Origin of the sequence: Oceanipulchritudo coccoides (assembly GCF_010500615.1) — a bacterium.
GTDB lineage: Bacteria > Verrucomicrobiota > Verrucomicrobiia > Opitutales > Oceanipulchritudinaceae > Oceanipulchritudo > Oceanipulchritudo coccoides.
This window is the reverse complement of sequence record NZ_JAAGNX010000003.1, coordinates 574,119-588,674: the sequence shown is the minus strand read 5'-3', so window position 1 is coordinate 588,674 and position 14,556 is coordinate 574,119. Positions and strand designations below refer to the sequence as shown.

7 protein-coding genes are annotated in these 14,556 nt (G+C 48.4%); 1 reads left to right on the top strand and 6 read right to left on the bottom strand.

From position 1 onward, the window contains the following. Position 1: 1 nt before the first annotated feature. The 6 genes from G0Q06_RS13050 to G0Q06_RS14925 form a co-directional block, all read right to left on the bottom strand. Complete coding sequence (locus G0Q06_RS13050) at positions 2–7,228, bottom strand: RHS repeat-associated core domain-containing protein (protein WP_163966890.1); 7,227 nt, start codon at positions 7,226–7,228, stop codon at positions 2–4. Between the two features lie 32 nt (positions 7,229–7,260). Continuing rightward, a complete protein-coding gene (locus G0Q06_RS13045; protein WP_163966887.1) occupies positions 7,261–7,761 on the bottom strand; it encodes a hypothetical protein in 501 nt (166 codons plus the stop codon). Between the two features lie 22 nt (positions 7,762–7,783). Next, the gene (locus tag G0Q06_RS13040) at positions 7,784–8,530 is read right to left on the bottom strand and encodes a hypothetical protein (RefSeq protein WP_238710835.1); all 747 of its coding nucleotides are present in this window, start codon (positions 8,528–8,530) and stop codon (positions 7,784–7,786) included. A gap of 90 nt (positions 8,531–8,620) precedes the next feature. Continuing rightward, complete coding sequence (locus tag G0Q06_RS13035; protein WP_163966881.1) at positions 8,621–9,643, bottom strand: hypothetical protein; 1,023 nt, start codon at positions 9,641–9,643, stop codon at positions 8,621–8,623. A gap of 8 nt (positions 9,644–9,651) precedes the next feature. Then, a complete protein-coding gene (locus G0Q06_RS13030) occupies positions 9,652–9,981 on the bottom strand; it encodes a hypothetical protein (protein WP_238710833.1) in 330 nt (109 codons plus the stop codon). A 1,031-nt stretch (positions 9,982–11,012) separates the two neighbouring features. Further along, positions 11,013–11,375 carry a helix-turn-helix domain-containing protein gene (locus tag G0Q06_RS14925; RefSeq protein ID WP_163966876.1) on the bottom strand — a complete coding sequence of 121 codons (363 nt, stop codon included), beginning with the start codon at positions 11,373–11,375 and terminating at the stop codon, positions 11,013–11,015. A gap of 234 nt (positions 11,376–11,609) precedes the next feature. Between G0Q06_RS14925 and G0Q06_RS13020 the strand changes: the two genes are divergently transcribed. Beyond that, complete coding sequence (locus G0Q06_RS13020) at positions 11,610–14,552, top strand: toprim domain-containing protein (RefSeq protein ID WP_163966873.1); 2,943 nt, start codon at positions 11,610–11,612, stop codon at positions 14,550–14,552. The last annotated feature ends 4 nt before the right edge of the window (positions 14,553–14,556 follow it).

Below are 14,556 nucleotides of genomic sequence, written 5' to 3'. Positions count from 1 at the left end.
CTCAATCAAAGTAGTTAGCTGGAAGGGTTGATGGCGTATTACCAAATTGCCTCCAAAGTGATTGTCTTGATGCAAATTCTCGAACAGGAACTGTTTCCCTTACTGTTCGAGTGCTATAGACGGGATTGATACTGATACCATCCGTTAAGGATAATGTTAGCCATGTTTCTTTTGTTGTTACCGCATAAATCCTAACCTCAATATTTCTGTATACCACCAAATCCTTCGCCATGGTATAGGGCCCAATAACGCCACCCGCACGTGACAAAGCTTTGGACAAAGCCCTCATTGATGCGCCCGAATTCGGTAAATTACTGCCAATATCCCCAGCATCCCCTACACCACTTAACGCATTCAGCGCTCGAACAGCAGCATCACTATCATCAAGTGTTATCCATTTGCCATCCAGATATCTTTCCAACTCAACCTTTTCTGTACTTGTTGATAACCTAATTCTTATGCCGTCCGTCTCAACGTCTCTCCCTTGGGCCCCATCAGCTTCCTCATGATTAAATACTTGAATAATGGCACCTGTGACGGCCCCATTTATGAACTTGCCACCTCCCAATTCTGAGGCAGTGCCGCCAACTATAGCTGCACCAATAACACGCGCTTCCATCGACTCGAAAATCTCACCGTTACCCGAATTTAACTTCATCACTGAACCTCCCAATGATCCAGCAAATCCAGCAAGAAAGCCAGACTCAAAATCCCCACCTCCCAACTCGGAAAATCCTCCACTGGTTATTCCATGTGCCAATGCTCGTCCCATTTCAATCAGAGGATCAGAGTATAACTCAGCCCCATTATATAGATTATCAAAATGGCCCCCTATGAAATGGGCAACAACCATTGAAGCACCTGAGATGAGAGCTGCTTTAAATGCATCACTAGCAGATCCTCCCATTGCTAGGGTTCCCGCAAATGTAACCACAATTGTAGCCACTATGGCTTCAGTCAATGTAAGTACACCGGCTGCCTTCAACAGTGCGGGAATTAAGGCGAACCAATACCCACTAGGATCTGTGTAGCTAAGTGGATTGTTAAGGGTATAGCTATAGCGGTGGTAATTCTGAATATTTGTGGGAGCCTGAACAACTGGATCGGGCGTGAGGAAGCGTGCTAACTGTGGATCATATACGCGCCCACCCATATGAATGAGATCAAAGTCTGCGAGCATTTCATGACCTGTGTAGCCAGAATCACCGGCAATCTCATGGTCCACGACGCTGTCGCTAAGGTCGCGATCCCATGTAAGGGCATCTCGGGATCCTCCAAAGACATCGTAACTGAAGCGACTGACTACATCTCCGATTTCATCAGTTACCAGTACCACACTACCCTGATGATCATAATGGAAGTATCGCCTATGACCATCAAGCGGGGTTGGTGCACCGGAATTCTCGCCTGGCCATTCGTAGACGCCTGCTACACCGGTTGGAGTACTGATAAAGATACGGGTATAATCGAGGGTCCAGTCGACCGAGGATGTGCCGGTATTTTCATATGATTGCTCAAAACCCATCAGATAGAGTTTCTTCTCCAAATAGCTACCAGCTTTTTGACGAAATTGTGCTACCCGACTATCCTGCGTCCCGTATTTAAAGTCAATCTGGTCACCAGTTCCCTCACCTCGGATAGTCGCCAGTTTATTAAAGGAATTCCACTTATAGTGGACCCAACCCCCCAAGGAGCTCCGGTACTGTGATTTAATATTTCCATTCTCATCATGAGCCACCCCAAATCCCCCTGATCCTGTCAGTCGTGTGGGGTCTTGCCCATGACTATAGCTGAGGGTACCACCTTCTGGCTGGAATGCGTGGGTTAGCACATTGCTAAAATCATCATAGGTTGCCACACTCTGCAGGCTGCTACTCACGCTATTGATGAATATTTCGTGGTGAGTAACGCGGTTTAGCGAATCGTAAACAAATTCCTCCCGTCGCTCATCGCCCCAAATGGGTAAAGCACCCTGAAGGGTCTGCTCCTTTTCCTGACGATACGTGAGCCGACCCATTTGATCAAATTCAAATTCACTTTGCTGGAGAATCAGGTCATCGGCACCCATCTGCCCGTTGCGTTGGGTATCAATCTTGTGAATGGTTGCATCGGAATTGTCATAAGTTAATTTCGTGGTAATCAGGTCCGTTCCAAGATCGAACGCATCAACTCGATCTCGATCGTCATAGGCATAGACTTCCGGATTCGCGTCTGTATGAACACTCCACCAGAGTGTGGCCCCCAGCACGCTATAACCTGGCGCAGTATCTTCACCCCAAACGGCGGTTACATACCCACTGGCATCATAGTCTGTTTGCACAATGTAGGGGTGCCAATTGCCTGCGAGGCTATAGTCAGCATCCCCATCTGCCTTCCAAAAACTCCCCTCATGTGTTAAACGGCGATAATTATCATATCCGTAGGTTTTGTAGAACCATTTCCCGTCGATTGCTGCCCACTCAAGATCCATGAGACCATTTCCTTCATACGAATAATATCGCTCCACATAGGGCTCGTGCAGCTGCTTTTCATTATCCAAAACCCCAATTTGTTTGAAGCCTCCAGAGCGTTCTACCCAATTGTAATTGAATTCAGTGATATCGCCATTGCGATTCCGCTTAATCATGTTTCCTGAATTATCGTACTCAAGCCATGTTTCATTCCCTTTGGCATCCTTTTGATAGAGCAATTCTCCGAGGAAATTGTGACGATAGACCCACTCTCCGGTTGATGGATCATCCATTTTCTCTTTAAAACCCAGAGGGTCGAATTCAAAGAGTGTAGAAACAGTGGTGGCATTTGGATAAGACCGATCAATCTTCACCAGTTCTCCAAACGCATCATAGTGATTGATGACATCGTAAAGCTTTGCCCCGTCTACACGCGTCGTTTTCACCTCGCGCCCCTTGGCGTCTTTGACAATGTTGCTTACCTGATTGTATTGGCTATCGGAACTCCCCGTATTCTCGTTGACTGTCACCACAGTTTTCAGCCCTTCGTATGAATAGGTTGTCCGGTTTCCGTTTCCGGCTTCAATAATGGACGGACGACCCAATTCATCATAGGAGTTATTTGCCCAAATGATGTATGTTGAATCCAATCCCGTTACCACGTTGCCAGAGAGGTTTATGTCCTCGCTCCAATCAGTCGTCGCTATTTGCAAACCATCAGCGTTATAGAAACTTGCTTTAAAGGCATACCTGTCAGCAGAAGTTGTATTGGCGGCAGCCTCAGCTGGGGTGGTTGAAGATCCATATAACCCCTTTCGCTCCAAAACTGTCCGACCCAGAACATCCACATAGGATACAGCCGCTACTTGTGCTCCTGTTCCGCTAGCGACTTTCTCAACAATCGCCATAACCGCTGTTTGCTTCGGATAGGTTACAGATCCAATCATCAATTCGTTAATTATGATAGGAGTTGCTGTTAAATCAATTGTCTCAATAGCGGAATCAGCAGCCGTAAAAGGCGCGTCCACGGTTAACTCACGCCCAAGACCATCGTAGGTTATAGTTGATACCCCTCCATTGACGTCTGTTACCGTCTTAGGCTTTCCACGTGGTGTGAAGTCAGCATACTCTGTGTAGAAAGCTTTTCCGTTCTGCAGTGACATGGGGCCGTACTCCTTGACCACGAAACGGAAATTAGAATCGTCCATCTCACGTTCAACAACCTGACGAGAAGAATAGGCTCCCCATGTGTCAGGATCACCATTGAGTAATTCAAATCGGCCCCATTTCCATTCCTTTAAAATATTCCCAAAGGCATCCCGCTCATACTGTGTTCCATTTGTTGAAGGGTCCGCACCCGCTGTCTGCAGCGTAGCCGCATTCACATCCGCCCCGAAGGCATTCATCTCCCATTCAATCAATCCTGTTGTCGTGTTGTACCCGACTTTTGCAACTTTGGTCGAGTCAGGATAGCCCGATTTCTTATGTGTGGCGGTTGTTTTGTTGACGCGTCCCAAGAGCCATTGCCCGCTTGCGGTCCAATTATGGTATTCGCTCACGGTTGCCGTGCTCATTCCATCAGAATGATAGTCAATAAAGGTTTTGGTCGCATTGCCATACTGAATCTCTGATGGGAATTGGGCTTGTTCAGTATCATAATCCTCGTCACCCAGTCCGACTGCTTGGGTTACCCAATCCTGGAGATCGCTTGAATCCACAGCAATTGCTCCAGGCAGTACTGTGACTGGATTTGTATGCACACTCTGGGAGTCAAACCATGTCTGAGTCGTTACCTGCTTCACTTCCGAAACCGTGGCTTCATACCGTTTAACAGTCTGAGCTGAATTAAATGCATCTGGAAGGCGTTGATCATCCCACTCCCAACTCTTTTCAGTTGAATCAGTGATCATCGGGAACATTGTCCCTCCTGTAACAGCATCACAGATCACCGTGCTTTCCACCTCGGTCAAAATGAACCGATTGTAGGATGAGCTCGCGGACCGCTCAGACAGAGGAGGAGGATTATTTTCATCACGAACCGTTGGTCCATTCCCCCAATAATGAGTTGCTGTGTACTTCACAAGCCCCGTCATGGGAAAAGCCTGCTCAACAATTTCTATCTTGCTGATTTTCCGCTGTTTATCATAACTCATAAACTGCTCAAAGCCTAAAAATCCGAGGCCACGCATGTGGCTTCTACCCTCAGCGTACATAAACCAAGACTCATGCAAGACTGGGTCTCCATTGGTATCTCGAAGGCCGGTGTCTTTAAGAACAGACGAAGTCACGAAAGCAGGACCGACAACAGTCTGGAACGGATATCCTAACTCATGTCCAGAGTCATAGACCGTTGAATCAGTCAATGGCGCATAATTGATTTCCGTTCTCTCACCAAGGCCATTTGTTATCGTTTTAACTCGATTTTGCAAAGGCCCAATAAAATCTGAAATAGCCAGCTCTAAGTCTCCATTAAGCCTTCTAAAAGAAATGATTCCATTACACCCATCGTTGTTTGAATCAAAACCACTGAACTGATTGTACTCGTAATAGCCATCCCCATCACTTGGTGTGCTATACAAGATGTATTCACCGACGTAGGATACTGAGTTGCCTAAGTTGCGATAAATTTTGATTTTAGTTGTGTCACTTCCAGATACTGTGTCCTTCGGCAGATATCCTACATCTTGGAAGCCATCTCCGTCATAGTCAAAAAAGATCGCTTTCCCATATTTGGAAAATGAATCATGAATTTTCACATCGATATATTTATCGTTTTCGAAGGCGTAACCGTCTTCGTGCCATGATGCTTGCAAATCTGAAATCCGTTTGCCTGTATTCAGGTATACTTCTAGCCACGTCTCATTGTTCGATTTTTCCAAATCGATGAAGTCTACCCATCCGTCCTGATTCCAATCCACATGGTACGCCGTTCCATCTTCAGTGTCGTCGAGGACTGGATTACCATTTTGGTGCAGAAATCTGGCGTAGTCTACATACCGGTCCGGATCCCCGGAAACCGCTTCATTTCGAATTAAAAGGACTTCCCTTCGCCCATAAATTTCAGACAAGACAACATCATCTCTTCCGTCGTGATTTAAATCGCGAATATCAAAGCCATCCTGGTCATAACCTGGGGGATATTCGCCATTACCTGCATCAAGAATTTGGACAAAATCCATGAAACCATCCCCATCGGAATCAATTACTGAATAGGGATCTGTATATATTAGAATATCCAATTTTTTGTCAGACTCATCCCCATAAAACCCATATATCTCATCTTTTCCGTCACCATCCCAGTCACCGGCATAAAAGCTCTTATGATCAAGACTTCCACTCTTAAGCTTCCAAGGCAAACTATGAATTACAGACTGCCCTTCTACATCTAATTGAATCAGTCTAAAGAAATTATCATAAGTTGGACTGTGTCCACTTACATACATATCTGTTAATCTGGCATACAGTTCAAATCTTGAATCTCCATTGAAATCCCCAAGCACAAATTCTGCTTCATAGAGAGTATGTGTAAAGTACTCAGCGAAGGCATCTAGCAGCGTCAATTCACCATCGCTAAGGGAGTAAATATCAGAGTGAAGATAATTTCCATCCACGTAGACATTCAATAACTCAGCAACTCCATCGGCATCGAGATCAACCATTGTCGTTAGACGCTTTCGATCCGACGGATCAGTCCATGGAGGAGCATATGAAGCTCCAGTGAGATTGATATCAGATTTCGTTACGGAAGCATTATCACCAAACCACTCCACTTCTGTCGCTGGCAATTCCTCTAATCCACTGGAGCCCCAGTAAGAGTAAGCAACCGACTCCATCTTCCAAAGTGGACTTTCTCCAGCCGTGATCGTTTTATACTGTGGAATGTAACGCCATTTTGTTGTTGCGGTCCCAGAACGGAGATTTTCCTGAACAAGGACTTTATCAAGGTGCCCATCTAGCTGTATCTTGTTTCCCAGAACATATACAGGAGTCCTGTCCGGGCGAACATCTTTAACATAAGTGAATTCCACGCGATTGTCCGGAAGCAACCCAGTATTCACATTCCCTGTGTAATCAATATATCGAATCACTGGAACATTTGTTCCGTAGTAGGTCCCATAGTGGAATATCATATAATTTCCCAGCGTATCTTCGACTCGGGAGAGGAGCCAGGTATAGGCAGTTGGATCGCCAGCTGGATTGGAAAAGATAACGCGGCTATTATTTGAATTAGTTAGATAATCCGGATCATACCCGTAGTACATTTTAAGACCATCCTTGGTCTGTACCTCAAGGTAAGAGGGTCCTGATCCCAGTCCCCCAATAGCCTTAACTCGGGCAAAATTATCAACCGCCGTTCGGTACTCATGTGGATCTCCTGTTACGTCCTGCCCGTCTGGATCCCAGTATACATTATCACTATCAACATCAATGAGCCGTTGGCCATCCAAAGTAAAACGATCTACATCTCCCCATGAAACTTGGACTCCACTCTGCACCCCATCAAAGAATAGGTTTTTACCCGTTCGTGTGATTTGAGAAAGGCCTGCAATGGACCAGCCTACCCCCATTGTGCCATTTCCAGACTGGGTCGAATAAAGGAATTTCAGATCTGGCTGCATCCCTCCTGTTCCAGGGATGACCTCAATTGGGATTGCATATGTGGCGGCCCCTTGGTTATCAACCACAACCTCGCCCGGAAGCGTCCCCGCTAGGTCAACAGCTTGAAGGGTCGTTCCAGCACAAATGCCCAATGTTAGAATTCGGAGGAATTGTTTCATGAGAAATATTTTTTGAGTAATTTCAGTACAGATCAGTTGGCCATATCTTCTCGACCCTCGGCTCGTTGTGCTTCCCAAGCCCTAATTCGCTCAGTGCTCATTCTGATAAGTGATTCCTGTGTGGCAGTATTCTCATCAGACATGGGATTACGAACAGAGGCGTCTCGGAAAACAGCAAATTCTGATAAGGTCTGCTCCCTTAAACGCAGCTGAGATTCATTCACACTATTGGCATAAGGAGGTGGATCACCATCTGGCATAGCCTTCAATACCGGCGGAGGGTTATCTGTAGATGCAGTGCCTGCTTGCCTTGGTGTCGAAGCCTTCGGATCAAGCACCGCCTGCTGAAACTTCTTACGTGTGGCTTCCCCAAAGGCCTCATCGGTGACCTTTTCCACATAAGCCAGACGCTCCGCACTGTTATCAGGCTCCGGCGCATTACGCGCCTCATACCAATTGATAATTTGGAAGACCCCAACAAGGACACCCACAAATAAGAAGACTGTAGCGAGATATAAGGAGGATCGTTTCATATTTGAATTGATTGGTAATAAACTATGGTGTCACTGAACCTGTGAGCGGATTAAATTGATAGTCCGTTGAACCATTCGGTTCGCGCCGGAAATAAATCATTCCTGTTGGGGACTGTGTTAATTGTGGCGACACAACTCCAGATAGTGGATCCGCACTTGGATCACCCCCGGTCTGGAACTCTTCGATGTTGCTTATACCGTCCCCATCAACATCGCCATTGGGGTCGCTGGCGGTTGTTGTATTTCCCCATATCCGCTTTTCCCAATAATCTGCGAGTCCATCGGCATCAATTGTGTCACGATCCGGCCAGAAACTGAATACCAGCTTTAATTGTCCAATATTCGCCACATCACTGTTTTCACCGGTAATGATGCTATCCCATGGAACGGTGAACCCATCCAAGCTACTAGTGCTGCCACCGAAGTCTGATATATTTTGTGAGCTTCCATGTAAGCGAGAATCCAGGATCTTATAAAATCCATAGGCTACAGCCTTGATCTGGCCCACATTAACTGGGGAATAATTATCCTGCGAAACAAAGGGGAATGGATTGGTAACTCCGCTTCCCTCGTAAGCCCAGTTCCAGTCCAGCCCCGTATAAATGCTATCTAAATACGCTTTTGCCTGCGTTGCCACATACTTAAGCTGCCCCACATTAACTGGGGAATAATGTTCAGGTTCAGTGGGAGGTGTGGCATTCTCATAAATTGCAGTAGCAGGGTCGGTCCACCAGTCTGGGGTGCTCTGAGCTTTTGTAAAAGAACTCATAACTAAAGTGATTGAGCACAGAACAAACAGGCCCCACCTGACTTGAGGGGATAGAATTGTATGCATTGTACGAACTCCTTTTTCGGTTAATTACTGATCGAAGGACCCCATGTCTATCCCGCCTTTTGGCTCTACCTTCAGTTCAGTATAACCGTTTGCGTACACAACGAGGGCATTTTTCCGCTCACTCGCGATGTCGTCCGAATCGCCAATGTTATTCCCATTTGAATCGGGATCGCCTTGATAATCGACAGTACCATTACCAACCATAAATAGAGGCCGCGAGGACCCTGACCCCAATACGCTTGCGTCATTAGCAACACCAACAGCAGTGGAATCCCAAGTCGTCACATCCAAGAACTGTCCAAACGCTGCTGCAGTCATGTTAGTCACCCTGTTGTGGTATCCACTTGCAATACTTGTCCAGCCCGAGACTTGCGTATCATACCCCAACGCAGTGGCATCATCACCTGAAGCAATATTAAATCGTCCAATAGCAAATGAGCTCACTCCTGTGGATTGATTTGTGAAGCCGAAAGCTGTAGAATAATCATCGGTAGCAATGTTTTGTTCGCCCACAGTAAATGAACCGTAGCCAAGTGAATCATTACTATATCCAAAACAGACTGAATATGAGCCTGAAGCTTCAGAGTAATTCCCGAAGGCCACAGAGTGATTCCCCAAAGCATCTGCGTAATAGCCATTTGAAAAAGAATAAAGCCCGTAAGAATCAGATCCATATCCAAAAGCTGAACTGGCATAACCTGTACTTTCGGAATAAGCACCTGCGGCAAATGAATATTGACCCGATGCAACTGGATAATAACCAAATGCTACTGAATATGACCCGGATGAGGTGGGGTTATAACCATATGCAAAAGATCGATACCCCAAACTGGATGAGCTCAGGTAGGTTGTAGAACTCACATTCCCACCTTTAAAGGCATCTTCAGAAGGAACCCAGAGAAAAATGTCCCCAGTAGTTGAAGGTGGCGCAACTGAATCGCTTCCCGTAATGAACAGATGGCCAGTTTCGTCGACAGCACCTTGAATTGATCTGAACCCAAGAAGAAATGTTAGTGCAGCTATGGTGAGATAATTTTTCGTTTTCATTACTTAACTTATTCGGTTGGTTTAGAGATCTTTTTTGCCTCTTGTGCCCTAATCCGGGCCTCCAGGCGCTGCTGAGAACCAGGTTCCATATGCTCGTACGCCTCAACAGTATCGACAGAAACTTTTGCCTCCTCGACTTCCTTCTCCACGGATGCAATCTCAAACTGCAGTAACTTTGCCTGAATTATTGCCTCAGCATTATCAGAGCGATGCTTTTCCGTAATGGGTTTTGCCAGATCCGAGGTCTTTGCGTCAGATGCGAGTAATGCATTCCTCAATTCGGTGTGTAAGGCGAGCTTCTCGGCAATTAAAATTTCCTTCGCCTCTTCAACCGTCAATTCCTCGACAACAGGTTCCGCTACCTCAGCCGCGCATAAATGTGATGACAGCCCTCCAAGTAACAGACAGACCCCTAGTCGGGACAGTTTCGTACAATTTAACATCATAACTATTTCCACCTTTCGTATTTCCTGTATTAGAATTTCGCTCGTTTCGTTAGCGGAGAATTAGCTCTTCTGATTTAAAATACAATAGTAATTTTTGTAAATTTTTAGATAAATATTAATCAATCCTCCTAGGTATTGCACCCCGGTTCAGTGAATTCCTCATACCCTAAAGCAGAGAGAGCGCTATTAACGGGCGCTAAACGTCTGTAACCTGAAACAGGCGTCATAAGTACATATTGACACTCAATTATAACCATTCGATATCACTTCAACCGGTGATCTCGAAGTTTCTTCCCAGCACCCTTTGAACGTCTTCGCTTTCTCTTAGCCCGGGGGGGCCGAGGCCTGGAGAGCATTCGGCAGGCTCTTAACTCGCTCCAATCCCTGATGGCTTTAATGCAGCCTTGAGCAAAGCCAGGAAAAACAACCATCATGATGGCAATGCAAATCACAAAATCAACCGCCGTAGATTCATTGAAATTACTTACCGACTTAAGAAAAATTGATATCACTATTTCAGGTACTTTTTTCACAATACTCAGGAGAATACCTGAACTCTAAAGACCTAGATAGGGGTCTCATCACGTCAGTGGATCTTTCACATGGATTTTACAATCACGGCGATATGTATCACTCAACAGTCATGCAAAAATACCAATCTTTTAAAGTTCCGTAAATCACCTGATTGTAATATCGTCTCTTTGAATAGGAGATGGCGATTTGCCAATTCCATAGCATTTTCCCGCAATTCCCTGCATTTCCGTGCCGGCCCATCGTTTCACAAGATGCTGCCAGATAACGGGAAGTGAAAACAGGTGAAGGGAGTAGAACAGCTGAGCCCCCCAATTAACAACCCATCGCTATAGAAAGAGGGGGACCACAGCAGTATTTCGGTCAATGACGTGCGTAATTTTCAATGAATACTATTTACCACAAGCTGTAACAAATGCGCCCACGAATTCTGCGATCATAGACTGCTGTTTTGAGGAAAGAAGAGATGCTCTCCTAAAGACGTTCCTAAGGCTTGGAATTATGGGTGCGGCTGTAATTTCCTGAGTATTTCGCCCACAAAGCTCATCGGTCGAGACGTCAAAAATATCGGCGAGAAGGACGAGTTGCTCAGGCCTGATGGAAACCGGTTCTCGCTCCCAGAAAGCATAAGCGCGGGTTGAGATGCCAAGTTTTTCAGCGACCTGAGCCTGTGTTAGGCGGGCTCCTTCTCGGAAACAGTGCAGCCGGCTTCCAAAGGGCGGCCTGGGGCGGAGTGATGGGCGTCCAGTCTTCATGAGTGCATTAAACAGGGAGATAGCAGAACCGCAACAAAGGACTGAAGGATGTATGTAGGGTGGCTACTGTGTGAAAGACGGGGTTGCCATAATGAGGATAGCAGGAATTAGCAACGTGCCTACATAGTAGCAATTTGACATTTTACTTGCATTGTTTGCAGCTTACCTACATTTCATTTGTCATGGCGAATACGTTGCCAGTGAACTTCGGCGGTGTCCGGGGAGAAAGGACCGATGGCACGCATTAGCGAAGTAGAGCTGAAACGGCTTGACGAGGAGGTGGATCTGGTGGCTCTGATCCGTTCGAAAGGCATCGGATTGGAGGTGTGTGCAGAGAAGGCGTATGTGGGATATTCACCCTTCACCAAAGATAAGCTACCGGCATTCACTGTTAATGCTCAGACCAATCAGTGGCACTGTCGGGGAAGTGGCCGAAATGGCGGTGCCATTGATTTCTTGATGAAGCACGACGGGGTGAGCCGGCGCCATGCAGTCCTCCTGCTTAAAGAGCAGAATCCGCAGCTTTTCGGCCTCCGGGCGGGCTCAGGTAAGGGAGGTCCACTCAGCAAGGCAACGGTGCCGAAGCTGGAGTCTCCCCTGGACGCGGAGGCCGACGACCAGACCCTGTTGGAACAGGTGCTCACCTATTACCAGGAACGGCTTCATCAAAACCCTTCGGCAATGGATTATCTAAACTCGCGCGGAATTGGATGCGAGGCGGCAATCGCTGAAGTTGGAATCGGCTTTGCCGACCGCACGCTCGGCCTGCGGATTCCGCACAAAAATCGAAGGGAGGGAGCCCGTATCCGTCAGCGCCTCCAGGCTCTGGGTATCTTCAGGGAATCAGGACACGAGCACTTCAACGGTTGCCTTGTGTTCCCCATATGCCGAGAAGACGGCCGGGTCGTACAGATTTACGGGCGCAAGGTGGGGCCGCAAAAGAACAAGGTGTACCACCTCTACCTGCCCGGACCGCCTCGTGGAATCTGGAACCCCGAATGCCTTCTCTCCCCGGAAGTCATTCTGACCGAGAGCGTCATCGATGCGCTGACGTTCCGGGTCAACGGAATGGGAAATGTCACCTGCATTCATGGGACCGACGGTTTCACGGATGAGCTCCTGAATGCCTTCAGGGAAAAGCGGACCCAACGCGTATACATTGCCTATGACCGGGATCAGGAAGGCGAACGCGCCGCCGAACGCGATTCAGAGCGATTGCAATCAATCGGCATCGAGTGCTTCCGGGTCATTTTCCCGCCCGGACAGGACGCCAATGAATTTGCCTTAAAACACGAACCGGCCTCACATTCGCTCCCCCTGCTCCTCAATTCAGCCCGCTGGATGGGGCGGGGAGTAACCGCGCCGCAGTCAGCTAAGGAAGCGGGTATTCCCTGCATAAATAATGAAGAGGAGAAGCCTTCGGAAATTCAGGGGGAAAGCTGTCTTGGTGCGAACATGCTCCAAGAGTCCGGGAAGGACCTCCTATTGCATGTGGGGGATCGTCAGTACCGGGTGCGCGGGCTGGCCCGCAACACCAGTTTTGAGATTCTCAAGGTCAATCTCCGAATCTGGTACAACGAACGCTACTTTCTGGATATCCTCGACCTGTACCGTGCCAAGGAAAGAGAACGCTTCATCAAGGCTGCGGCCGCCGAGACCCAGCTATCGCCCGACCTGCTTAAGCGGGACATTGGTCGCGTTCTTCTTGCCTTGGAAGGCTATCAGGAAAGAAAAATCCAGGAGGCCATGAGTCCCTCGAAGGGCCCGAGAGTGGCTATAAGTGACCCAGACAAAAAGGCGGCCCTTGAACTGCTCAAATCGCCTGACCTGCTGGGGCGCATTCTCGAGGATTTTCAGCAGTGCGGAATCGTGGGTGAGACCACCAATAAGCTGACCGGTTACCTCGCTGCTGTATCGCGCAAACTGGACCGACCCCTCGCCGTTATCGTTCAGTCCAACAGCGCGGCAGGCAAAACCGCCTTGATGGAGGCTGTCCTTGCCATGATGCCCGAAGAGGAGCGGGTGCACTATTCAACTATGACTGGGCAGAGCCTCTACTATCTGGGTGAGAAAGACCTCCGGCACAAGATTCTCGCGATTGCTGAGGAGGAGGGGGCGCAAAAGGCCGGCTATGCGCTCAAGCTCCTGCAGTCCGAGGGTAAACTCACTATTGCCTCCACCGGCAAGGATGACAAGGGCCGCATGAAGACCGAGGAATACAGCGTCGAGGGACCGATCATGATATTTCTTACCACAACCGCCATCGACCTTGATGAGGAGTTGCTCAACCGCTGCCTTGTGCTCACCGTCGATGAGAGCCGTGAACAGACCCAGGCCATTCACCGCCTCCAGCGCGATGCCGAAACCCTGGAAGGGCTCGGACGCAGGCTCGAACGCGAGGATATCCTCAAAGTTCACCGCAATGCCCAGCGCCTGTTGCGCCCGCTCCACGTGGTCAATCCCTACGCCCCACGTCTGACCTTTCTCTCGGACCGCACTCGCACCCGCCGCGACCACTTGAAGTACCTGACCCTCATTCGCAGTATCGCGCTTCTGCACCAATATCAACGACAAATCCATCAGCGCGACCGAGCCCGCTACATCGAGGTGGAACTTTCTGACATTGAGGCAGCCAACCACATCGCCCACGAGATATTGGGACGCTCCCTGGACGATTTGCCACCGCAGACTCGCAGGCTGTTGACGCTCCTGACCGCAAAGGTCGAGGAGCATTGCAAGGAAAAGAACCTTGGCCGTGACCAGTGCCTCTTTACCCGCCGCCAGGTACGCCAGTGGAGTGGCTGGAGCGAGTACCAGGTCCGCACCCATCTCAACAAACTCGAATCCCTTGAGTACCTTCTGCCCCACCACGGCGGCCGCGGACAATCATTCGTTTACGAGTTGCTCTTTAACGGGGATGCAGAAAGTGCCCGCCCACAGCTCTGCGGGCTCATAGAAATCGAAGGACTCATAGATACGACGCTGACTTCGAGCACCGAAAATCCCCCTTCGGGCATGGAACGAACTGCTTCGAGCCATCAACGAGCCCCCAATGGGCACGTTTCGGGTGCGCTTAGTGATCCGATGGAAGCCTCTATCCAGGCGGACTCTCGCTTGAAATCATCGACCGGGGTCGAAAACGCGCAAGCGGGGGTACACGCCCAGCTCGCGTCGTAACGTA